General features: G+C 42.0%; 19 protein-coding genes. 3 read left to right on the top strand and 16 right to left on the bottom strand.

Annotated features, from left to right (window positions below):
- A complete protein-coding gene (locus H5181_RS01695) occupies positions 1 to 3,165 on the top strand; it encodes an efflux RND transporter permease subunit (protein WP_243638293.1) in 3,165 nt (1,054 codons plus the stop codon).
- A 90-nt stretch (positions 3,166 to 3,255) separates the two neighbouring features.
- On the opposite strand, the gene H5181_RS01690 is transcribed toward H5181_RS01695, so the two are convergent.
- The 3 genes from H5181_RS01690 to H5181_RS01680 form a co-directional block, all read right to left on the bottom strand.
- Entirely contained in the window at positions 3,256 to 4,215 is a 960-nt protein-coding gene (locus tag H5181_RS01690) for a carbohydrate kinase (RefSeq protein WP_182750042.1), read from the bottom strand.
- Positions 4,216 to 4,348: 133 nt separating this feature from the next.
- Positions 4,349 to 6,745: a TonB-dependent siderophore receptor gene (locus H5181_RS01685; protein WP_182750041.1), complete on the bottom strand. Its 2,397-nt coding sequence runs from the start codon at positions 6,743 to 6,745 to the stop codon at positions 4,349 to 4,351.
- Between the two features lie 268 nt (positions 6,746 to 7,013).
- Positions 7,014 to 8,234 (bottom strand): sugar MFS transporter, encoded by a 1,221-nt coding sequence (locus tag H5181_RS01680; RefSeq protein WP_182750040.1) that lies wholly within the window; start codon positions 8,232 to 8,234, stop codon positions 7,014 to 7,016.
- 188 nt (positions 8,235 to 8,422) lie between these two features.
- Here H5181_RS01680 and gtfA point away from each other — a divergent pair, with 188 nt between their 5' ends.
- A complete protein-coding gene (gene gtfA / locus H5181_RS01675) occupies positions 8,423 to 9,904 on the top strand; it encodes a sucrose phosphorylase (RefSeq protein WP_182750039.1) in 1,482 nt (493 codons plus the stop codon).
- Between the two features lie 130 nt (positions 9,905 to 10,034).
- On the opposite strand, the gene H5181_RS01670 is transcribed toward gtfA, so the two are convergent.
- The 6 genes from H5181_RS01670 to H5181_RS01645 all read right to left on the bottom strand — a co-directional run bounded on the left by H5181_RS01670 (position 10,035) and on the right by H5181_RS01645 (position 14,597).
- The gene (locus tag H5181_RS01670; protein WP_011639398.1) at positions 10,035 to 11,066 is read right to left on the bottom strand and encodes a LacI family DNA-binding transcriptional regulator; all 1,032 of its coding nucleotides are present in this window, start codon (positions 11,064 to 11,066) and stop codon (positions 10,035 to 10,037) included.
- A 140-nt stretch (positions 11,067 to 11,206) separates the two neighbouring features.
- Positions 11,207 to 11,797 carry a C40 family peptidase gene (locus tag H5181_RS01665; protein WP_011639399.1) on the bottom strand — a complete coding sequence of 197 codons (591 nt, stop codon included), beginning with the start codon at positions 11,795 to 11,797 and terminating at the stop codon, positions 11,207 to 11,209.
- A gap of 60 nt (positions 11,798 to 11,857) precedes the next feature.
- A complete protein-coding gene (locus H5181_RS01660) occupies positions 11,858 to 12,442 on the bottom strand; it encodes a TetR/AcrR family transcriptional regulator (RefSeq protein WP_182750038.1) in 585 nt (194 codons plus the stop codon).
- Positions 12,443 to 12,825: 383 nt separating this feature from the next.
- Positions 12,826 to 13,086: a hypothetical protein gene (locus H5181_RS01655; protein WP_123778202.1), complete on the bottom strand. Its 261-nt coding sequence runs from the start codon at positions 13,084 to 13,086 to the stop codon at positions 12,826 to 12,828.
- A gap of 92 nt (positions 13,087 to 13,178) precedes the next feature.
- Positions 13,179 to 13,730: a BON domain-containing protein gene (locus H5181_RS01650; RefSeq protein ID WP_182750037.1), complete on the bottom strand. Its 552-nt coding sequence runs from the start codon at positions 13,728 to 13,730 to the stop codon at positions 13,179 to 13,181.
- A gap of 390 nt (positions 13,731 to 14,120) precedes the next feature.
- Positions 14,121 to 14,597, bottom strand: coding sequence for a glutamyl-tRNA reductase (locus H5181_RS01645; protein WP_182750036.1), 477 nt, complete (start codon positions 14,595 to 14,597; stop codon positions 14,121 to 14,123).
- Between the two features lie 270 nt (positions 14,598 to 14,867).
- Here H5181_RS01645 and H5181_RS01640 point away from each other — a divergent pair, with 270 nt between their 5' ends.
- Positions 14,868 to 16,235, top strand: a complete 1,368-nt coding sequence (locus H5181_RS01640; protein ID WP_182750035.1) for a sigma-54-dependent Fis family transcriptional regulator — start codon at positions 14,868 to 14,870, stop codon at positions 16,233 to 16,235.
- Positions 16,236 to 16,255: 20 nt separating this feature from the next.
- On the opposite strand, the gene H5181_RS01635 is transcribed toward H5181_RS01640, so the two are convergent.
- The 7 genes from H5181_RS01635 to H5181_RS01605 all read right to left on the bottom strand — a co-directional run bounded on the left by H5181_RS01635 (position 16,256) and on the right by H5181_RS01605 (position 23,180).
- Positions 16,256 to 17,908 (bottom strand): diacylglycerol kinase family protein, encoded by a 1,653-nt coding sequence (locus tag H5181_RS01635; RefSeq protein WP_182750034.1) that lies wholly within the window; start codon positions 17,906 to 17,908, stop codon positions 16,256 to 16,258.
- Positions 17,909 to 18,122: 214 nt separating this feature from the next.
- Positions 18,123 to 18,317 carry a hypothetical protein gene (locus tag H5181_RS01630; RefSeq protein ID WP_011639406.1) on the bottom strand — a complete coding sequence of 65 codons (195 nt, stop codon included), beginning with the start codon at positions 18,315 to 18,317 and terminating at the stop codon, positions 18,123 to 18,125.
- 79 nt (positions 18,318 to 18,396) lie between these two features.
- Positions 18,397 to 18,573: a DUF1328 family protein gene (locus H5181_RS01625; RefSeq protein ID WP_101088664.1), complete on the bottom strand. Its 177-nt coding sequence runs from the start codon at positions 18,571 to 18,573 to the stop codon at positions 18,397 to 18,399.
- A 327-nt stretch (positions 18,574 to 18,900) separates the two neighbouring features.
- Complete coding sequence (arsJ, locus tag H5181_RS01620) at positions 18,901 to 20,118, bottom strand: organoarsenical effux MFS transporter ArsJ (RefSeq protein ID WP_182750033.1); 1,218 nt, start codon at positions 20,116 to 20,118, stop codon at positions 18,901 to 18,903.
- 5 nt (positions 20,119 to 20,123) lie between these two features.
- Positions 20,124 to 21,134 (bottom strand): ArsJ-associated glyceraldehyde-3-phosphate dehydrogenase, encoded by a 1,011-nt coding sequence (locus tag H5181_RS01615; protein WP_182750032.1) that lies wholly within the window; start codon positions 21,132 to 21,134, stop codon positions 20,124 to 20,126.
- A gap of 136 nt (positions 21,135 to 21,270) precedes the next feature.
- Positions 21,271 to 22,290 carry an ACR3 family arsenite efflux transporter gene (gene arsB, locus H5181_RS01610; RefSeq protein ID WP_011639410.1) on the bottom strand — a complete coding sequence of 340 codons (1,020 nt, stop codon included), beginning with the start codon at positions 22,288 to 22,290 and terminating at the stop codon, positions 21,271 to 21,273.
- A gap of 77 nt (positions 22,291 to 22,367) precedes the next feature.
- A complete protein-coding gene (locus tag H5181_RS01605; RefSeq protein WP_123778210.1) occupies positions 22,368 to 23,180 on the bottom strand; it encodes a metalloregulator ArsR/SmtB family transcription factor in 813 nt (270 codons plus the stop codon).
- Positions 23,181 to 23,395 lie beyond the last annotated feature (215 nt).

Genomic DNA, 23,395 nt, shown 5'->3' with positions numbered 1-23,395 from the left:
ATAATGTTGTCTCAATTCTTTATTAAAAGACCTATTTTTGCCGCGGTGCTGTCGCTACTGTTCTTTATTTCAGGCGCGATCGCAGTATGGCAATTACCGATTACCGAGTATCCAGAGGTCGTGCCGCCAACGGTAGTGGTGACGGCAAACTACCCAGGTGCTAACCCTAAAATCATTGCTGAAACCGTTGCATCACCGCTAGAGCAAGAGATTAACGGCGTAGAAAACATGTTGTACATGTCTTCGCAAGCCACTTCAGATGGCCGTATGACGCTAACCATCACCTTTGCGATTGGTACTGATGTTGATTTAGCTCAAACCCAAGTCCAAAGCCGGGTCGAACGAGCAAAACCTCGTTTACCAGAAGAAGTACAACGCTTAGGTATTGTCACTGAAAAATCATCACCTAGCTTAACCATGGTGGTGCATTTAACGTCACCCGACGACCGTTACGACATGTTATACCTGTCTAACTATGCGGTATTGAAAGTAAAAGATGAATTAGCTCGTATTACTGGTGTGGGTGCTGTGCGTGTGTTTGGCGCTGGCGACTACAGCATGCGAGTGTGGCTAGACCCTAATAAAGTAGCAGCAATCGGATTATCACCGAGTAATATTGTTGCCGCTATTCGTGAGCAAAACCAACAAGCCGCAGCCGGCAGTTTAGGCGCGCAACCTAGTGGAGACAGTGATTTCCAATTACTGATTAACGTTAAAGGCCGTTTATCCAACGTTGAAGAGTTCGAAGACATTATTGTTAAAGTGGGTGATCAAGGTCAGATCACTCGTTTAAAAGATGTTGCCCGGGTTGAATTAGGTGCATCGACTTACGCCCTACGCTCAATGTTAGACAATAAAGACGCGGCTGCATTACCTGTGTTCCAGGCCTCGGGTTCTAACGCGATTCAAATATCTGATGATGTCCGTTCTAAAATGGCTGAGTTGTCTAAGTCATTTCCAGAAGGCTTAACCTACGACATCGTCTACGATCCAACCGTGTTCGTGCGTGGCTCAATTAAAGCTGTAGTACAAACACTGGTTGAAGCATTATTGCTGGTTGTATTAGTGGTAGTGCTGTTTTTACAAACGTGGCGCGCATCCATTATTCCATTAGTGGCGGTTCCAGTATCACTTGTGGGTACATTCGCCTTTATGCACCTAATGGGCTTCTCACTGAATGCCTTATCACTGTTTGGCTTAGTACTCGCGATTGGTATCGTGGTCGATGATGCGATTGTAGTGGTTGAAAACGTTGAGCGAAATATCTCAGACGGATTATCGCCCGTTGCTGCCACTCAAAAGGCAATGAAAGAAGTGACCGGTCCGATTATTGCCACCACCTTGGTACTGGCGGCGGTATTTATTCCAACGGCATTTATGTCAGGCTTAACCGGGCAATTTTATAAGCAGTTCGCGTTAACCATTACCATCTCCACCTTTATTTCGGCGATTAACTCGTTAACCCTTAGCCCTGCATTATCGGCATTATTGCTTAAAGGTCATCACGAGAAAAAAGATATGCTGACCCGTGGTATGGATAAGCTGCTCGGAGGCTGGTTATTTAATCCGTTTAACCGCATGTTTGCGCGTATGTCTAACGGTTACGGCTGGTTAGTGAAGAAAATCATTCGTTTTGGTGCTGTCATTGGTATTTTGTATATCGGTTTAGTCGGCTTAACAGGCTTACAGTTTGCCAATACCCCAACAGGTTATGTGCCTGGCCAAGATAAACAATATCTTATTGCCTTTGCCCAACTACCTGATGCTGCATCATTAGATCGCACTGAAGCTATCGTGAAAGAAATGTCACGTATTGCACTAGATCAACCGGGTGTAGCCCATGCTGTAGCCTTCCCTGGTTTAAGCATTAATGGCTTTACCAATAGTACTAACAGCGCCATTTTGTTTACCCCGCTGGATGACTTTGCCGATCGCAAAGATCCATCATTATCAGCAGGTGCTATTGCTGCCGCGTTAAATCAAAAATTTGCCTCGATTAACGGCGCATTTATTGCGATTTTCCCGCCACCGCCAGTGCAAGGCTTAGGCACCATTGGTGGTTTTAGATTACAAATTCAAGATCGTGCTAATTACGGTTACGAAGAGTTGTATAAAGTGACCATGCAAGTGATGCAAAAAGCATGGGCAACGCCAGAGCTAGCGGGAGTATTTTCGAGTTATCAAGTCAATGTGCCACAACTTGACGTGAACATCGATCGCACTAAAGCCAAACAACAATCGGTGTCGTTAGACGAATTGTTCTCCACCCTGCAGGGATACATGGGTTCGGTTTACGCCAACGACTTCAACCAGTTTGGCCGTACTTATCAAGTGAACGTACAGGCAGATGAACAGTTTAGACAAACGCCTGAACAAATCGCCCAACTAAAAGTACGTAACAACCAAGGTGAAATGGTGCCTATTGGTTCATTTATTAATGTCACCAATTCATCTGGTCCAGACCGAGTCATGCATTACAACGGTTTTACCACTGCGGAATTAAATGGTGGTGCTGCACCCGGATTTAGTAGCGGTGAGGCGCAAGCTGCAATTGAAAAGATTCTAGCTGAAACCCTACCTAATGGTATGACATACGAGTGGACTGAGATCACCTACCAACAGATTTTGGCAGGTAATGCAGGCGCCTATATTTACCCATTAATTATCTTGTTAGTGTTTATGGTATTAGCCGCGCAATATGAAAGCTTAAGCTTACCAATAGCCATTATTCTGATTATCCCAATGACGCTGTTATCGGCATTAACTGGGGTGCTTATCTATGGTGGAGATAACAATATCTTTACCCAGATTGGGTTAATTGTACTGGTGGGGCTGGCAACCAAAAATGCCATTCTAATTGTTGAGTTTGCCAAAGAGTTACAAGATGATGGCATGGAACCATTGGAGGCCATACTTGAAGCCGGTCGCTTACGTTTACGGCCTATTTTAATGACCTCGATAGCCTTCATTATGGGTGTGGTACCTATGGTTTTTTCTAGCGGACCTGGTTCAGAAATGCGTCAAGCAATGGGTGTTGCAGTATTCTCTGGCATGATTGGGGTGACTATTTTTGGCCTTATATTAACGCCACTGTTTTATTATGCCCTAGCAAAACGTGGGAAAAATAAAACCGAGCTCGCCGAATCGGCCATAACACACGATTAACCACGTTATTGATTCAGTGATAACAAAAAAAGAGGTCACCTAAGGTGACCTCTTTTTTATTGCGAAATAACTCATTTACACAAATCTGATTCACGATTGCACTTGTTCCAAAACGGGCAGAGCAGGAAAAGCGCCTTTTGTCGTACACGTTATCGCACCACACTTAATCGCAAACTCGGCAGAAGTTTGAACGTTCACTCGATTAAGCAATTTTTGCACTAAAGGCCCAGGAGTAAAATATCCTTCATCACGGCCGAGTTCAAATAAAAAACCCGCAACAAAGCTATCTCCGGCGGCAGTAGTATCTATGGCAACAATTTTAGGCACCGGCAACTCAAAGGAAAACTCGGCACTGTGGCATAAAACGGACTCCGCACCATTGGTCACTAAAATTAACCTCACCCCTTGCTCAATACAGAATGCTAAATAATCGTCAAATGATACCCCACGCTCTAGAGCCAAATAGAGTGCTTCTTCTTTACTCATTTTCAACAGGTGTGTGTAACCAAAACATTGCTCCACTCGAGCTGATAGCAGCCGAGTGTCTTGCCATAGTGATAAGCGCAAATTGACATCAAAACTGACTAACGTTTGTTCTTTATGCGCTTTTTTAGCACCATAGAGACTCGCAGTGAAAATGGCCTTTTCAGTAAATGTATTTGAACAAAGATGAAAAATATCAATTTGAGACCAATCGATAGCATCAAAATCAGCTTCACGGTATAGCATGTCGGCAGTGCTTTGCCGATTAAAGCTAAACGCTCTTTCCCCTTGAGCATCTAAACTGACTAATACTGTGGCAGTAGCAGCATCTGGCACTAATGTTAAACAACTCACATCAACACCTTGTGCTGCCAATGCATCTTGCAACATCACACCATAATTATCAGCACTAATGCCACCAGCAAAAAAACTCCTGCCACCCAACTTTGCGTAACCCACGGCCACATTAGCTGGCGCGCCGCCAGGGATCGGCTCGTGCACTAAACCAGAATGTCCCACTGGCAGTAGATCAATTAATACTTCACCAAAACTCAATAATGTACTCATATAAAATGTCCAAAAAAAAGCCCATTTTCATGGGCTTGTTAACAGGGATTTCAAAAAACTAATGCAACCAATACCATTGTAAATAAGATGACTACAACTAACTTATTACAACTCAGACAATGACAATGAACGATTAAAACTCGTACTTAATTGTGGCACTGGTTGTACGACCGTTAATGGTTCTGGCACGAATAATATTGTTATCGGGTACCGAACCTTCTTCGGCTTCGGTAATACCAACAGTATCAAACAAGTTATTGACGTTAAGCGCGACTGATAACACATCGGTTAGCTGGTACGACGCAAACGCGTTCACTTGAGTGTAACCATCAAAACTTAGGTCATTGTTATCTTGAGCATAAGAATCAGTAGTACCAATCAAATTGACCCCAACAGAGCCTTTATCAAAGTTATAACGGCCCATTAGTGAGTAAATAAAATCTGCTTGGCGACGAGGAGTGTTGCCAATTACGCTGGGGTTAAGTGCATCTTTAACAATTTCAGCATCGGTCCAGGTTACGTTACCGCGGAAGTCGAAATCTCCAACGTAGTAAGCACCTTCTAGCTCAATCCCTTTGGCTTCATATTTACGGTCAAAGAATATTTGGCTCGTGGCTTCAAAATTTTGCTCTTCGGTTTCAGAGTAAAATGCTGTCGCAAATACCGACATATTATCGTAACGATACTTCACACCCACTTCGTACTGGTCTACTTCATCAACTGAGTCTTCGTCTGAAACTGAACCATCAGGGTTCACTTTACCAAACAATAAACGGTCAGCATTAGCTCGACCACCATGGCTGATACGACCAAATGCAGCTAAATCTTCAGACACTTGGTAGTTAGCACCTAATGAGTAAGATAAATATCCCCAGTCATAATTCACTAACTGTGGGTTAGCATTATCAATTGACGACACACTTAACTCAGGCTGAGAAATCACGCCATCACGGTTCATATCCACTTGTGATTGCACATTGCCAGCATAGTAACCACTGGCATCGCCAGAGTCATAGCGCACGCTACCGTCTAATGATAAATCACCGAACTTAGATGACGCTGCAATATACGGGGCTTTAATGGTGTAGTCTGAATCATAATTACGTTGGCAACAATTGCCCCAATAAGGCACGCCATAAGCGTATAAACCATTATCAGAGTAAGATGTACCATCTGCGGCAACCACATCTAAAAGTGCGGCATTATCACCTTGCACTTCCATTAAGTAAGAGTTCCACATCCACGTCATATTGATATTTTGTGTAGCTGTATAAAAACCAAAAGTGACGTTAGAATCGTCAAAAGTCTTGGTTAATTTCATGTCATTGACGATAGAGCCAAAGTCATTCATGGTCACATCAAAACTGTGCACCCGCATTGCTAGGTCACTGTCAAAGGCTTGGCCTGCTTTAGCGCCGTTAGCATAAATAAGTGTCGAACCTGCGCCACCAATACTGCTAGCAATACTTGAGCTGTTGCCCACTTCTGCTGGCATTAACGACATAAAATTACCGCTAACATCAGAGATACGGAAACGGTTTTCTACTAACCAATCGTCACCTAAATCAAATGAGGCTTCTAGTCCCACCGAGTTAACAATCGGATTCATACCATCACGCATATCACCACGACTAATATTGCCGTTAGCATCTAAGCGCAGGGTTGATAACATGTTAGCTGAATGAACCGTATCAGATTGAGCATTAAATCCAGGTATTGAGCTACCATCGGAATACATTGGCATCGGCAAATAACCAATGCTCTTATCATTTAAGTGCTTTACATATAAACGCACATAACCAGAATCAAACTCTTTGGTTAAGTTAGCTTTAATTTGGCCACCCTTGTTCGCGGTGTAACCAGGGTCACGCGGGCCATCGCCGGTGCGCACAAAGCCACCGATGTGAAAACGCATCGAGTCATTAATGCTTGTGCCATATTCAAAATCAGTACGCAAAGTATCGTAATCTAGGCCTACAGTAGATGAAATACTGCCAGCATCACTGGTACCTGTTTTACTGATAACGTTAATTATACCGCCGGGTGCATTACTGGCAGCTGTTGATGCTGAACCACCACGGATTGATTCAATAGTTTGTGTTGTAGAATCAATACGTAAGAAAATATCCGCATTACCAAATGCAATATCACCGAACTGTAAAATAGGTAAGCCATCTTCTTGAATTTGCAAGAACTTAGCTCCACCTGATGCAACAGGCAAACCGCGTACCGCAATGTTGGCGTTACCTTCACCACCAGTCGATTCAACCTTCATGCCCGGAATAATACGGAACGCTTCGGCTGATGAACGAGGTGAGCTAATGGCTAAATCTTCTGGCGACACACTGCTCACCGACACGCTCGAGTCCATTACACGTGTACCACGTGCCACACCCGTTACCGTAATGCGCTCAAGGCCAATGGCGTCTTTCTTGGTTTCCGCAGTATCTGCTTCAGCAGCCCACAAGCTCGAACTAACCATCACCGCTAGCGTACTCAATACAAATTTTTTAGATGTGCTTATTATCATTTTTATGTCCCCACATAGAGTGTATTGATGTTGTCTTATCTCCCCATAACAACATCAGTAGTATATTCATCAATCAACCTAAGCCCCAAACTAGCTCAGAGGCTAATCAAGAGACTAAATTAAAACTTTTACTTAATCGATTAAGTTACAAGTTAGCAACAAAATATTATATTGCAAGTACAATTTATGTTCGACTATTGTTAGTAAGACTAAAAAATTGACTAAGTAGATGTTTATTATATTAAATATTTCTAATAGTAAATGTTCATTATTTAGCGTCTGCGGTCAACAAATGCCCTGACGGATCACGAAGCAGATTGTAAGCTGCCAATAAGCACAACATAAATGCAAAGCCGGTTGCTAAATAAAACCCGTACTTAACATGGCCAAATATGTCGCCTACCAGTCCCATTAACAACGGACCTAATGCAGCAGAAAGTGCAGTAAAGAATAAAATAACCCCAGCAACTGAACCATGTTGATCAACCGGGAAACAACTAATCCCTTTAGAGTTTAATGTCGGATACATCATTGACATAAACAAGCCTGATAATGGCAATAAAATAACCGCCGCAGATATGCCATACATCATTGCACCTAGGTAACAAAGACTAATCGCTAGGCTGAACCAAAACATCACCTGCTGCCAACTGTATCGATTGAGGATCCAACCGCCCAAGAAACGTCCCAATGCCCGCAATGTGAAAAAGATTGTTAATGCATAGGTCGCGATTAATGCTAACTCACCTTCATAGTTTAGTAACAATGTCGGCATCCATACATAAATAGCCACTTCAGTCGCAACATAAAGCCCAATAGCTAAAGAGTAGCCTAATGCGTAAGGGTTTCTCATCATTCTAAACGTACTGGCTAGATTAATATCTTGAGTGGATGAGCGCTTAAGTTGCGGATAGTCAGCTTTATAAGCTAACCAACATAATATTAAACAAAACACCCCGGCACCAAAATACAGATATTTCCACGACACGCCTGTTATCAATAAATAACTGACAATCGCCGGACCGACCATAGCGCCCACACCGAAATAGCCTTCGACGGTGTTCATGGTGCTTGAGTGTTGTTTTGAGTTAGTTGAAATATCTCCAATTAACCCTAACGCACCCGTTTTGAACACCCCAATAGCAATACCCACTAATGCCAACAAACACAGAAAATAATAAAATGACTCACCTAATGCGAACATAAAACTTGCCAATGCAAACAGCAGCAAGCCAATTAGAATTGTTATTTTTCGGCCTAACTTATCCGCCAAAAAGCCCAAAAACAGTCCACTTAATGCGATAAATAGCATTGGCATGTAATGAAATGCGCTCGCTTGAGACATCGATAAATCAAATGTGTTAATCAGCTCAGGAATAATCACTCCCACCGCATCAGAAGTCATCGCGAACATAAAAAACATTAAATACGTTAGTATTCTTATCCTAGTGTTACCGCTATTCTCATTATCCTTCATATGGTTAACCATACTTCCCACCTTATTGTTATATGTTTTCTTTGTGGTCACACAGTCTATTTATGGCGACACATTCGTCTTCTCCCACAGAAAACGAATTCAATATTTAAACAAAGCCCTTGAATAATGTTTCATATTGGTTAAATATACAACTTAATCGATTAAGTTTTTTTTAAATACTTACTTTAAGAGTCACCAACATGAAAAATAATGTTCAGCTGATCACTTACGTAGATCGTATAGCGCACTCAGACTTAAAAGGACTCAAACAGGTTCTAGACACAGAACTGCATGATCTCTTTGGTGGCGTACATCTGTTACCTTTTTACTATCCGATTGACGGCAGCGATGCTGGCTTTGACCCTATAGACCATGCAAAAGTAGATGAACGTCTTGGTGATTGGAATGACGTAAAGCAGATTGGTCAACAATACGACATCATGGCCGACTTAATCGTTAACCACATGTCTGCAGAGTCTACCGAGTTTCAAGACGTGCTTGCCAACGGTAAAAGCTCAGTTTATTGGGATTTATTTTTAACCAAAGATAGCGTATTTCCAGACGGTTTAAGCGCAGAAAACCAAGCTAAAATTTATCGCCCACGTCCGGGGAGTTGTTTCACCACCTATCAACTCGCCGACGGTACACAAGCCGAGTTTTGGACGACTTTTACCTCAAATCAAATTGATATTAATGTGCATACCGCTGCAGGTCAGGCACATTTAAACAAGGTGCTAACGCGTTTTCATGAAAGCAAAGTCGATCTTATTCGTCTTGACGCTGCGGGTTATGCCATTAAAAAACCAGGCACTAGCTGTTTTATGATTGAAGAATCATTTGAATTTGTCGATGAGTTAGCCAAAAAAGCCAACAGCCTAGGCATGACCACCCTTGCCGAAATTCACTCGAATTACATGACCCAGCTCGATATTGCTAAGCGCGTAGACATGGTGTACGACTTTGCGCTGCCGCCATTGATTCTCCACAGCTTATTTAGCCAAGATGTCAGTGCATTAAGCCATTGGCTATCCATTGCCCCACGCAACTGTGTCACGGTATTAGACACCCATGACGGTATTGGCATTATTGACGCTGGCCCGGTCGGCAATAAAGCAGGTTTATTAACAGCTGCAGAAATTGATAACTTAGTTAATCGCATCCATAGCAATAGCAAAGGTGAAAGCCTGCAAGCAACGGGCACAGCAGCCAGCAATGTCGACCTATACCAAGTTAATTGCACCTACTACGACGCGCTTGGCCAAAATAACATTGATTATTTAATCGCTCGAAGCGTGCAGTTTTTTGCTCCCGGTATTCCGCAGGTGTATTACACCGGCTTACTGACAGTGCCTAATGCCATGGAGTTACTGAATCAAACTCAAGTAGGTCGCGATATTAACCGACCTTATCTACAGGTAAGCGACATTCAAACAGCCATGCAAAAACCGGTTGTTAAAGCGCTATGTGAGCTGATCACTCTACGCAATAAAGTCGATGCCTTTAATGGTGAGTTCACCATGACAAACCAGGCTAATCAGTTAGATCTTTGTTGGGTGCATGGCGACAGTTCAGCCAAGTTAAGCGTTAATTTTGCCACCAAAGAAGCCCATATCAACATCGTTGAATCTCAGCAATCGACTCACATTGTACTGACTGATTTACTGGCTAAACACAGCGGATAATCTACGTGTGTTTTAAGCTTAAACGTAAACAAGGCGCCTAATTAGGCGCCTTGTTGGTATCGATATGATTGTCTCGATCTGTTTGTATCGAACTGTTTGTATCAAAAATCGTCCGGTCATCAATATTGCATCAACAACTGCCACCACGTGAAAGTTCATAACCCAACACTTCAGCATGATGGGCATCAGCAATAAACATTTCTGCAGCTTTACGACCTTTTTGTTCTGAATGCTGGAACACTGTTGTCAGCGGTGGGATAGCTCGTGAGCCTTCATCAATACCATCAAAACCCACCACACGAATATCTTCAGGGATCCGCAAACCTTGTTGGATTGCCTCGCGCATTAAACTCAAGGCTATTAGGTCACTCATGCACAAAAATACATTAGGACGCGGTACACAATTAAGCGCTTCTTTGGCTGCTATAGCAGCAAAGTCGGCATTACTTTCAGGAATATTCCAAATGCGATCATCACCAAGCTTAACCCCAGTATCACCAATGGCATCCAAATAGCCTTGCAAACGCTGATGCGCTACTGAGGTATCGATTTCCATAGAATGAATATCATACACGCGGCAGGTTAAGTGAGTATCGAGCAAGCGTAATCCAAGGATTGCGACGTGATCTTGCTCAGATTGAATCGCCAATTTAGCCACTTCATAGGCACCGGCTTTATTGTCGATACTCACCGAAGCACTGCGATGAATATTAAAGTCGACTGTGACTACTTTTTTACGGATTTTTTTTAATTGCTCAGCCAATAAACGGTTGCGAGGACGACCATAACAAATAAAGCCATCGACAAAATCATTTACGCTATTCACATTGTCAGAACTGCCAGAAAACAACAGTAAATTAATTTTATGTTGCTCAAAAACGGCCGCAACACCTTTCATAAACTTACTGGCCACAGGATCTGACACCATGTATTCAATACTGTCCGATAATACCAATGCTACTGTATCAAATTTGCCACGCCTTAAAGATTGCGCGGCTTTATTGGGTCCAAAATATCCTAGCTCGTTACAGGCAGCTAGAATGTCTATACGGCGTTTTTCCGACAGCTGATCTGGACGATTAAACGCATTAGATACCGTCGCATTCGACACACCTAATTCTTTGGCAATACTTTTTAAGGTCCAATGCTTGGAGTCTGGCATAACGGGTCCGTTTACGTCGTGGTTTTAGCCTATATAGCTATACATAACATGAATGTATCGATGCAAGTCGATGAAAAAAATCAGATGTTGGCCTAGCGTTGAAGCGAAAAACCGCCCCAGCGAGTTAGACTGTTACCAAATTATAAATCGTCTTGCTGCTGAACATGCTCAACCAAGCTGGCGATCGACATATTTTGTTCAACTGTTGGTTTTTTTAAGCGTTTTGCAAACCAAAAACGAGGCTTCCAATAGATATTATTTAAACTCGAAATTTTTACCCCTTTTTTAGTCGAGGCATGTAAAAATCGGTCATTGCCCATGTAAATACCGACATGACGAACGGTTCGATTGGTTTTAAAAAAAACTAAATCGCCAGTCTGTAACTGATTACGCGGTACTTCTTTACCTAAAATACGTTGAGAGTTCACAGTACGAGGCAACTTGTCGCCAACAATATTCAGGTAGGCTAAATACACAAAACCTGAACAATCTACGCCATTTCTACTCAGGCCACCTAAACGATATGGAGTGCCTTTCCATTGGTTATGAAAACTCAATAGGTTTGACTCACTCCACTTGGGAGGTTCTGGCTTAAGCATGGGAGGAACCACCACGGGCTTAGGTGCGACAACCACAACAGGAGAAGACGCACACGCAGACAACAACAGCACTAAACAACTAAACAATAATCTTTTAGCCAATTCAACCCACTCCAAACCCCGAAAAATCATCCGAAATATAAATTCTTTGTTCGTAATACACAATCAAAATAACCGCTGCACCGCTTAGTGTTAACGAGTCATCATTTGCATGCACTGCACTAAAGCCCGTTTAGCCGCCATTTTATCGACTTTAATTTGGCAGCGTAGCATAGTTCCTTGCCAGTTTGACCAAAAAACACTCGCCAATGTTGATGCCGGTAAGTCCGCACGAATATGTCCTTGTTGTTGCCCTTGCTGAATAAGTGCACTCAATAAGGCGATCCATTGATCATAAAGCTGATTCAAGGTTTGATGCAGTAACGGCGACTGGCTACTGACCTCAACCATTAAGTTACCCATCAAGCAGCCACGCGGTTCACTGCCACTAAACAGCTCATCAATCAGTTGATGATATCCATTTAGCACAGTAGATAAATTGGCTTTAAAATTCACGCCTGGATCGATAGCGATAGGTTGAATGCGCTGCTGGAAATAATGTTCAGCCACAGCTGCAGCAAACGCTTCTTTACTGGCAAAGTAATGATAAAAAGAACCTTTAGGAATACCCACTTCGTCGAGAATTAATTTAATACCTACTGCGCTATAACCGTGTAACGCAAAAAGCTTTTCACCTACGACGCATATTGACTGTCTACTCGCTGCACTTTTATTCATTTAACCTCCATTTTTTAGTGATAGGATAAACAAGAATAGACCAGTCGGCTAATTTTAGTTACTAATAAGCTAAAACATGCGCTTTTATCATTAGATGATTCAACAAAATTGTCCCATCAAAGCTCTATTTCTGGATCAATCCATCATCTATATACGCAACCAAAATATGTTTCCGACAAAACTTAAGCTCAGTAGTGGACTTTGAAAAACCATGTTCTATCAGCACCACGGCATTAAATGCAGCGGTAACCACGCAGGCTTTTCAACATAACGTAATGACTATCGGCCAGATTTCTTATAAGCAAAAAATCTACCCAAGATGGAACAGAAAAACAGCCAATATATGGGTAAATACTGCTTGTACCACCCTGAATAAAACGGGGTTAACCACTATGGGTATTATTGGCTATCGACTCTTTCAATAACTGCATATTTTCATCACGCCGATCAGAATAGCTATTATCCATATGCTCATCGACTAGCTGTTCACAACGTTTTTGAGCTTCATATTGCTTGAGGGGATCCACTTCTTTATCAGTTTGCGCTTGGCACAATACATTGCCACAGCCAGATAGTAACAACACACTTGTCAACACTAGCCACGACATGACATTTAACAGCGGTTTTATCATATGGTTGGTCATAGAAAAGAGCATCCTTAAGTCACCACTTCACATACTTATTTTAGGCATAAAAAAACCAGCCCGAAGGCTGGTTTGAAGTATAACCGAATAAATTATCCTGTTACACGTAACTCATCGACTACATCTTTAACGTCATCGGTATTTTTAGCGATGGTTAATGCTAAATCACGTTCTGCATCGCTCGACACAGTACCTTTTAAGGTCACTACACCATGTGCAACATCAACGTTAATATCGGTGCCCGACACGTCAGCGGAGAATAGTAATCGCGTTTTCACTACGGTAGCGACTTTCGAATCGGTTAGTGATTCACCTAAATCCTTGCTGTCTTTATCATTGTGCTGCTTCATCACCGAAAGCTCATTGTTAACGTCTTTCACGCCATCTAAGCTTCTAATTAACTCTCCGGCAAGTGACTTATCAACACTGCTGTTAACTTTACCTGTTAGGGTCACGTTACCATCATGTACGTCGGTATTAATATCAAATGAATTCAGATTAGTATTTAACAAAAGTGTGGTTTCAGCTTTACCATCGATCCACGCATCTTTTGCATCATCTTGCCAATCTTGTGCTGCATTTGCACCAAATGCCATTGAACCTAACACAATGCTCATTACTACTGATAATGTGGTCTTTTTCATAAAGTTTTCCTCCGTTGTTAATCTCAAGGATTATAATGCGCGAACCATGCCAACTTTTATAACTTACTGTTAAAATTGATGATAATTTGTTTTAGTGTTTATTTTAATAAACTTTATGGACAACGATATCGGACTTTTTTACCGACACTAGGTAAATTTTTCATCGTCGCAATGGGTGTTAATGGATCTCAATGTAGATTAGCAAAATCAACCTGATCTCTCATTCAATAAACTCTCTAGATATTGAAACTATGGCTTATTCAATAGGCACAAAACCATTATGTTACCAGTCAGAAAAACACGCGCTAGCCACAAATTAACAGCACCTCGAATACTAAAAAGCGCATGACAATATTAATTATCATGCGCTTTTTTAGTGCGTGCATATGACTAGGTATGAACAACGGAGAGATTTTTCATAGTGTCACAGCTCATTTGTAACCAAGCAATACCTTCGGCAAGCTGGCTAGCAACACACTGATTTTTAGTTTTTCTAGCTGCTTGCTTTAAATGAACCAAGACTTGTTGTTCCGTTTCAACCAATACCGCTATCACTTGGGGTAACGGCTGCTGTTGTATAACTTGTTCGGCCTTAGCATAGTGGCGACGTGAGGATTGTTGATGGTAAGTTTGGCTATCTATCGGCCTTGCTTGGCTTGAACGCACCACGCTAAACAATGGTGTTAAACGATCCAGCATGCATTTTCGAATGTCGGCCATGTGGATAAAAATTCGTTTGATGTTGTAATCGTCGGTCCCCAATGTGGCTTGGACATAAAATTGTTGTCCTTCCTGGCATAAATCAATAGCCTCATGCAATAGCCATACATCGGACTCAGCCTGTTCGTCTCGAGTAAATGATTTCAATGTAAATCCTCCTGCATTCGATAATTTTACTGGCACTTTGTTGGATGGGTTGTGTAACATATACGGGTACAGCACACCTTATTAAGCAAAAACTAAACCATGAACACCCCATGTACATGGGCAAAAATTAATTAACCTTCTAATAGTTAAAGTTATTATAATTTGTCCGGGTCTGAGTTAATTACCTAATTACACGGAATGATTACTTGTGATTGTCAACACGACATCACTGGTAAACATTAGACTTAACACCACAGGGAGTGAATCGGTATGCCACGTCCAACACTTTTTTATCATCTACACCGTCGTCAAGAAGGTGAAGCACGACTCCTTGCCTTGCCGAGTTGTCAGCACTTTAATAAGATTGCTAGTTCAGTTGACCAGCCCTGGTTAGACCAACTGCACAGTAACTCGATAGATGTTGCGATCATTGAATTATCACAGTTAAGCCAACTAGAATACGCAGAGTTAACTGACAGTGCGTTAATGTCGGATATTGAGTTCATCTTCTTAAGCGAAGGTAAACCGAACCCTAACTTAGATCATTTAATGTCAAAAAGTGCTGGTTACCATTTTCGCCAGCCTTACGATGCCGATGCAATTAACGATACCTTAGAAGACTTTGCCCAAGACTTGCAGTCGCAATCGACTAAGTTAAAACAGCCCCTTTCGAGTGAACTAGACCAATACGGTTTATTGGTTGGTTCATCGCGGTCAATGCACAAGTTGTATCGTACTATTCGCAAAGTTGCCGTCACCGAAAGCAACGTACTTATTGTCGGTGAAAGCGGTGTCGGTAAAGAGCTTGTAGCCAACACGATTCATTTGGCCAGTAACCGAGTCAATCAACCGTTTATCGCCATCAACTGTGGCGCATTAAGCCCTGAATTGGTCGACAGCGAACTGTTTGGCCATGTAAAAGGCGCTTTTACCGGTGCTCATCGTGATCACCGCGGTGTGTTCGAGCAAGCTGAAGGTGGTACCTTATTTCTTGATGAAGTCACCGAAATGCCATTGGAACATCAAGTCAAATTGCTACGCGTACTCGAAAACAATGAATATCGTTCTGTTGGCTCACAACACCTTAAAAAAGCCAATGTTCGCATTGTGGCTGCAACTAATCGCGATCCAGCTGACGCTATTGATGCTGGCCGTTTTCGCGAAGATTTATACTTTCGTTTAGCGCATTTTCCTATCAACGTGCCACCATTACGCGATCGTAACGATGACATAACGGGTTTAGCCCAACACTTTCTAGCCTATCGAAATACCGCTGAAAAACTCACTAAAACCTTTTCGGATGATGCTCTTAAACTTATCCAACAACAGAAATGGTCCGGAAATGTCCGCGAATTAAAACACGCAATAGAACGTGCATATATTTTGGCAGAAGATACCATTCTACCTAGCCATATCACTGTGACACCTCTAGAACCATCAACAGAACCTTTAGCTGACGATGTACAAATACCTGCTGGCATGCGCCTAGACGAACTTGAAAAAGTTGCTATCTTTCAGGCACTTGATAAATCTATGGGCAATAAAAATGATACTGCCAAACAGCTAGGCATTAGCGTTAAAACCCTTTATAACAAACTCAGCAAGTACGAAGAGCAAACCGATTCAGACGAACCATAGCGTCATTAAACGCCCATCCATTAAACGTGTTTGCTCGCTTCTGGCACAAGCACATTTAATGACCTGGGTTTGACTTTAATACACAAATCTTCCGACTCAAATAACTCACCATCGATCACATATTGGCAAGACGAATCTGTGTTTAAGTAGATTTTTTTTGCTTGCTCATGATGAATTTGACTCTGTTGATTATCTTCACGTTCTCCAGTTAAGCCTGCAAATAGCAACTCGGTCATACTCAATAATTGTTGTGGCGATGTCTCGCTCGACTCAATCCAGGTAATATCTAACAAGCCATCGCTAATATTGGGCTCACCATTACCTAGTGCTAATAAACTGGTAAAAGGCGCAGCATTAGCAATCACTAAACTGGTGGTGTTAATCACTTGAATATCGCCACCATCAATCTGTACTCTTATCGACAACGGCTGATTTTCGTCTATCGCCTCCCACAACCCATTAAGGTAAGCCAGTTGCCCTAACGCATTTTTTTGGTCACGGTCAGCCTTTTCTATCATTTTCTGCTCAAAGCCAAGTCCCACCAGCAACAACATCAACTCATCATTACATGTAGCTGTATCAACACGTTGTGAATAACCTTGAATCAAAATATCAAGCGCTTGCGGTACCGGCACCAATTTACTGACGGCGCCAAACAAAGTATGACTTAGTGCATTGGTGGTTCCCATCGGAATAATACCTAAGAAAATATCGGTATCAACAATCACTGATGCCACCTCGTTAACCGTACCATCGCCACCACAGGCCACAATGATATCTGCGCCTTCTTGCTTGGCTTGTTCGGCTAACTGCACTGCAGACTTATCTTTGGCGGTATACAGCACTTCAAGCTGAAAGTAATCCGTCAAGGTTTGGGTAATATGCTCTGCTTCATCATGCCACTTACCACCACCAGACACCGGATTAACAATTAACCAAGCGCGTTTGTGAATATTGATTTGTTGCTGACTATGCATTTTTTCTATAGCGGCCAACTGCCATTTATTTAACCGTGCCGTTTGGCGGATACTATTGATGGATTTAAGCACATCATTAACATTACGATTTCTCTCACGGCAGACTAAATAAGCCGCTAATACCAACACCGAACGCCCCCGGCCTAGCGCGCAATGCACTACTACATTTTTACCATTACTGACTTGAGTGTGTAACCAATTAATTGCTTGATTTAATTGCGCGACGGTCGGCACACTGTGATCTAAGATAGGAATATTTAAATAGCCAATATTTTCATCCATCAAGGTCCACTCTAATGCGTCAAATTCGGCAGTAACATCCAAAATCGCATCAATTTTTTCATGCTTAAGTCGGTCAATATCACTGGGAAACAATCGGCAGGCTAAATACAACTGCTTATCTATTTTTTGGATTACGGGCACTTTGTCGTGCTTCCTTGCCCAGGCGTTATACAGCTGGCACCCCATTAAAAAGGGAACAAAACTCCAACTGATATACCAAGGAATACTGCCATCTTGGCTTTTTCGGAAAATGCCTGCGCTATTAAACCAATAAGCTGAACTCACCAGCCCCAAAGATAATGCAACCCAAGCAAAAATAACCTTAAGTAACACATAAGGAAGCGCCACACATAAGCACAAAGCCAATAATGCGCCAACAGTATAATAATATTTAATATGAATACGGGTTAGCATTGTGGTCCTCCTGTTGTAAAAAAGCAGCACATGTGTGCTGCTTAGGCTAATACTTATCATAATAACTATCTGGTTATTTCGTCGCTGTCAGTCAAACATTCCACTTCGACTTACATTGGTTTAAATGGAATGACTCTACCTATAACAATGCATTTTGAGTTGTAACACTTAACGACTTAAACAAATAAAATAGTTAATGTGATTGATACAATGCTTAACAGTCTGGATCTTCTGCTTTCATACCTTCTTTAACATCTTCACATGCATCTTCAACTGCATTACCGGCATCTTGCATCATTTCATCCACTTTCTCACCTGCGTTTTCAGCTTTGTTATCTGAACATGCTGATAAACCAGCCGTTAAAAACACCATTAAACTTGCCATTGTCAGTAATTTTAATAATTTCATATTCATCTCCTGGATGATGGTTGTAATCGAATAAACTTGTTTAAGTAACCTCAACTCTGATTAAGAGATGAGGTAAATACTATCCTCGGGGAGCTTTGCCTCTAATCGCATTGGCTACTAACGAAATCACTAGCAACACAATAAAAATAAAGAAAATAATTTTCGCGATGCCTGCTGCTGCACCTGCAATACCGGTAAACCCCAATAGACCCGCTATAACGGCTATCACTAAAAACATTAATGTCCAGCCCAACATAAAAACCTCCTTGGTGTACGGTTTACATTGTGATGTGCGTTGAATTTACGCTGACGATTGATACAAATATCTTATCTCTATCGTAAAAACGAACGATTCACACCACGACTATGTATTAGTTAAAGCCAACATCGTGCCAACTTTAACAAAACGTTATAAGACCATGATTTTTAGATATTTTAAATTTAAGGTAAGAAAATCAGTAATGAGGAAGCCATAGACGAGCAGGCAATTTTTACCGATGATACGGTAAGAGTTTCAGGTTACCACGCCACCGTAGTGAAATATCGATAAGTAAACAAAAATGCATCTAGTGGCTGTAATGGATTACCCTTTATGAGGCAACTTAAGTGAAATTAAAGCAGCAAGAGCTATAAAGCCACTGGATATCCATAAGCAGGCTTCTAAACCATAAGCTTGATACACCCAACCAGACAGTACCGTACCGATTAACCTTCCCATGGCATTGGCCATATAGTAAAAGCCCACATCCAGTGACACACCATCACTGCCGGCATAGCTAACAATTAAGTAGCTATGCAATGACGAGTTAATCGCAAACACCGCGCCAAACACTAATAAGCCGATAACGACACTTTCCAGCACATAAAAATCTGCATGTAACGCCACTGCAATCGCGGCGGGAATGAGTAGTAAGTAAGTTGCCCATGCAAATGCTGCTCGGCCACTGGGTACTTTTCCTTGTCGTTTACCGGTGAAATAAGGTGCAACGGATTGCACCACACCATAACCAATCACCCAGCTAGCCATAAAGCTGCCAACCCACCAATGATCCCAACAAAAGGTTGTGGCTAAAAATACCGGTAGTGCCACCACAAACCATACATCCCTAGCGCCAAATAAAAACATCCGCGCCGCCGAAAGGATGTTAATCGACTGACTTTTAGAAAAAATATCTTTGAATTTAGGTTTGTTTTTAGCTTTGCCCAAATCATCTTTTAAGGCCACTAAACTACATAACCATACAATGCCTAATAGTGAAGCCATTAAGATAATGGCGCCTCTAAATCCTAAGCTTGTGAGCAAGACGCCGCCTAAAAAGAAACCAATCCCTTTTAAGGCATTTTTTGAGCCAGTTAACAACGCCACCCATTGATAAAGCTTGCCTTCAGCATCTGCTGGCACTAGGGTTTTAATAGCACTTTTGGCACTCATTTTATTTAAATCTTTGGCGATACCCGACAAGGCTTGTGCCGCCATAACATAAACGACAGTCAACATTTCTGTGGATACGGTAAGCATAGCTAACGCCACTATTTGCAGGCCTAAGCCAATGTTCATGGTGTTATTTAGGCCAAGCCTTGCGCCTAACCAACCACCAACAAGATTAGTCACTACGCCAAAAATCTCATAAAACAAAAACAACATTGCAATATTTAACGGGCTGTAACCCAATTGATGGAAATACAACACCACCAGCATACGCAAAGCGCCATCGGTTAAGGTAAATGCCCAGTAATTACCAGTGATCAGTAAATACTGCTTTATCGATGGTGATAAGGAACGCAATGAATCCAGCCCCATGAAGCTTATTCCTTATCTGCTAAGCCGACTTTGCGGGCGAGCTCTGCGGTACGATTGGCATATCCCCACTCGTTGTCGTACCACACATACAGTTTAACTTGGGTGTCATTCACCACCATGGTCGACAAGGCATCGATAATGCTTGAGCGCGGGTCGGTTTTATAATCTACCGACACTAATGGACGCTCTTCATAACCCATAATGCCCTTAAGCTCACTATCAGCAGCTTGCTTCAATAACTGGTTTACTTCTTCTGCAGTCGTTCCACGAGCCACTTCAAATACACAATCGGTGAGTGACGCATTGGCTAACGGCACACGTATCGCATGACCATTTAACTTGCCTTTTAACTCAGGGAATATATGAGTAATTGCGGTAGCAGAACCAGTAGTAGTTGGTATCAAACTAATGCCACACGCACGGGCGCGACGTAAATCTTGATGCGGTGCATCTAAAATAGTTTGGGTATTGGTAATGTCATGAATCGTGGTCATTGAGCCATGCTTAATGCCAATATTCTCATGGATAACTTTTACCACTGGCGCTAAGCAGTTGGTGGTACAAGAAGCTGCGGTCACGATTGGGTGAATGGCTTTGTCGTATAAATCATCATTTACACCCATCACAATATTAAGCACGCCGTCTTCTTTTACTGGTGCAGTTACCACAACCCGTTTTACACCTTGATCTAAGTAAGCTTGTAGCAAGGCTTTGGTTTTTATCTTGCCTGAGGCTTCAATCACCACATCGCATTTTGACCAATCAGTGTCTTGGGTAGCGACATTACGGCTGCAAGGAATGGCTTTACCGTTAATAACAATAGCATCACCGTCATGTGTTGCCTCGTGGTGCCAGCGGCCATGGACTGAATCAAAGGTCATTAAATGTGCCAGCGTGGCGGCATCGCCAGCAGGATCGTTAATATGTAAAATTTCAACATCGTCCCAATCATACGCCGCACGCATGGATAAACGTCCCATACGGCCAAAACCGTTAATGCCTATTTTTATCGTCATAATGGTGTCCTAAACTTTGCTTTATGTTAAGTCTTGATTGTAAGGATTGATTATTAGTGTCAAGTATTCGGTTAAACGGTTAGTCATTTAAAGCGGTAAAATATTAGCGCTGCAATAAATTTAAAGTGCGGTCACATTAATGCTTAAACCAATGCTGTGTGCGGTTAACAATCGCCACCAGCGACAACATCACTGGCACTTCAACCAACACTCCCACTACTGTGGCGAGGGCTGCACCTGAATGTAAACCAAAAAGCGATATCGCCACGGCTACTGCAAGTTCAAAAAAGTTAGATGTGCCAATTAAACAAGCTGGTGCAGCAATATTGTGTGCCAGTTTTAACCATTTGGCCGCGATATAAGCAATGATAAAAATGCCATAAGTTTGGATAATCAACGGCACAGCAATTAAGCCTATCGTTTGTGGATCCGACACTATTACCTCGGCCTGAAATCCAAATAGCAATACCACAGTGGCCAATAAACCAATAATTGACCAAGGCTTTACGTTAGCCAGAAAGGAGTTAATAGCAACCAATCCATGGCGGCGATTAAGTAAGTAACGCGTTGTCACTCCAGCAATTAGAGGCAACAGCACATACAGTAATACCGAAATAAGCAGGGTTTCCCATGGCACCTGAATATCGCTCACCCCCAACAAAAAAGCAGTAATAGGCGCAAAGGCAAAAATCATAATCACATCATTAACCGACACTTGCACTAAGGTGTAGTTCGCATCCCCTTTGGTTAGTTGCGACCACACAAACACCATCGCGGTACAAGGGGCCACACCGAGTAAAATCATGCCTGCGATATACTCTTGGGCAGATGCAGGATCGACCAAGTCGGCAAATAGCACCTTAAAAAACAACCAACCTAAAGCTGCCATGGTGAAGGGTTTAATTAACCAATTAATGACTACTGTCAGCAATAATCCTTTGGGATTTCGGCCAACATCTTTTATGGAAGAAAAATCAATTTGTACCATCATTGGGTAAATCATCACCCAAATAAACACCGCAACCACCAAGTTAACGTGGGCGATTTCAAGGTTGGCAATAACTTGAAATACTCCGGGTTGCCATAAACCTAACAACACCCCAGCCAACATACTTAAGCCAACCCATACCGATAGAAACCGTTCAAATATTCCCATAAAAATGACTCCACACAACTAGAAAATATATAAATATCGATTAAAGCAACTTTTAAAACACACTTTAAAACAACAGCTTAACTACAAAAGCTCACTTTATTTGGCCGATTTTGCATTGTGTGTAATTGCTGTAATGACGGCATTATCAAGCCAAGGTTGTTTTCGGTGGTTTCTGCTATTACTGATTTGGCCCAGAGAGGTAAATTAGAATTGATACGATAAAACACCCATTGGCCATGTTTTCTGTCGCTTAGAATATTGGCCTTTTTCAATAAGGCTAAATTGCGCGATACTTTAGGTTGGCTCTCTTCATCAAGCGCCGCCATTAACTCGCATACACACAGCTCACCATGATAATGGGTCAACATTAAGGTTTTTAAGCGAATGTCATCGGTAAGGCATTTATAAAATGTAATGGGGTCAACTTCTTTGAATTCAGGTGCTTCGGCTTCGGGCACCAACTCAAATGGCCTTAGACCCGTAGTTTGTTGCTCCACTAACAGAAACATCGTCAGGCGGTTATTTATATCGCGTAAAGTCAAAAAAAATGGTTGCTCGCCTGCGCGATTTTTAGGATCGGGAAAGTCCCATGCCAGTTGCTTACCCGCGCCAGGATAACTACGACATTCATTATTGGCTTTATCGCATAGGGTAATAACATAATCGAAGTCTTTGCCGGCAAAAGTCTGTAGGTGCTTAGACACTAAATCACCCGCATCAATACCGAAGCGAGTAATAGCCTCAATAGTTCGAACATCGACTTGCTCTGGCGATGTCCCGGCACTAAACACATCAAATTGATCAGCCGCTTTATTGCGTAACAACGCCTCAGCCATTTGCGAACGCGCCGAATTGCCAGTACATAGAAACAACACAGTTTTCTTTTTCATAACGGATAAACAAGAAGTAAAAACATACGATCAAGTGTATATACGAAAGTTTACATATACAAGTAAAGGTACAAAAAAAACCGATTCAATATGAATTGATCGGCTTAAAGAATTAATGATATTAAAAAGTTCTTGGCGTGCTCATTTAAATCGGCCCCTTTTTACTGCCACCAATTTACGTTAATGGCCAATTTTGAGCGCCTATTACATAACAA

Origin of the sequence: Shewanella sp. SG44-2 (assembly GCF_014164215.1) — a bacterium.
GTDB classification, from domain to species: domain Bacteria; phylum Pseudomonadota; class Gammaproteobacteria; order Enterobacterales; family Shewanellaceae; genus Shewanella; species Shewanella frigidimarina.
This window is presented reverse-complemented; position numbering and strand designations above follow the sequence as displayed.

Bases quoted from the DNA above. Each gene is read 5' to 3' on its own strand.
- gtfA (WP_182750039.1), top strand. From the start codon at position 8,423: ATGAAAAATAATGTTCAGCTGATCACTTACGTAGATCGTATAGCGCAC.
- H5181_RS01640 (WP_182750035.1), top strand. From the start codon at position 14,868: ATGCCACGTCCAACACTTTTTTATCATCTACACCGTCGTCAAGAAGGT.
- H5181_RS01625 (WP_101088664.1), bottom strand. From the start codon at position 18,573: ATGTTGGGCTGGACATTAATGTTTTTAGTGATAGCCGTTATAGCGGGT.
- H5181_RS01665 (WP_011639399.1), bottom strand. From the start codon at position 11,797: ATGATTTTTCGGGGTTTGGAGTGGGTTGAATTGGCTAAAAGATTATTG.
- H5181_RS01605 (WP_123778210.1), bottom strand. From the start codon at position 23,180: ATGAAAAAGAAAACTGTGTTGTTTCTATGTACTGGCAATTCGGCGCGT.
- H5181_RS01635 (WP_182750034.1), bottom strand. From the start codon at position 17,908: ATGCTAACCCGTATTCATATTAAATATTATTATACTGTTGGCGCATTA.
- arsB (WP_011639410.1), bottom strand. From the start codon at position 22,290: ATGGGAATATTTGAACGGTTTCTATCGGTATGGGTTGGCTTAAGTATG.
- H5181_RS01670 (WP_011639398.1), bottom strand. From the start codon at position 11,066: ATGCCAGACTCCAAGCATTGGACCTTAAAAAGTATTGCCAAAGAATTA.
- H5181_RS01655 (WP_123778202.1), bottom strand. From the start codon at position 13,086: ATGACCAACCATATGATAAAACCGCTGTTAAATGTCATGTCGTGGCTA.
- H5181_RS01630 (WP_011639406.1), bottom strand. From the start codon at position 18,317: ATGAAATTATTAAAATTACTGACAATGGCAAGTTTAATGGTGTTTTTA.
- H5181_RS01660 (WP_182750038.1), bottom strand. From the start codon at position 12,442: ATGAATAAAAGTGCAGCGAGTAGACAGTCAATATGCGTCGTAGGTGAA.
- H5181_RS01680 (WP_182750040.1), bottom strand. From the start codon at position 8,234: ATGGTTAACCATATGAAGGATAATGAGAATAGCGGTAACACTAGGATA.
- arsJ (WP_182750033.1), bottom strand. From the start codon at position 20,118: ATGGGGCTGGATTCATTGCGTTCCTTATCACCATCGATAAAGCAGTAT.
- H5181_RS01615 (WP_182750032.1), bottom strand. From the start codon at position 21,134: ATGACGATAAAAATAGGCATTAACGGTTTTGGCCGTATGGGACGTTTA.
- H5181_RS01690 (WP_182750042.1), bottom strand. From the start codon at position 4,215: ATGAGTACATTATTGAGTTTTGGTGAAGTATTAATTGATCTACTGCCA.
- H5181_RS01650 (WP_182750037.1), bottom strand. From the start codon at position 13,730: ATGAAAAAGACCACATTATCAGTAGTAATGAGCATTGTGTTAGGTTCA.
- H5181_RS01685 (WP_182750041.1), bottom strand. From the start codon at position 6,745: ATGATAATAAGCACATCTAAAAAATTTGTATTGAGTACGCTAGCGGTG.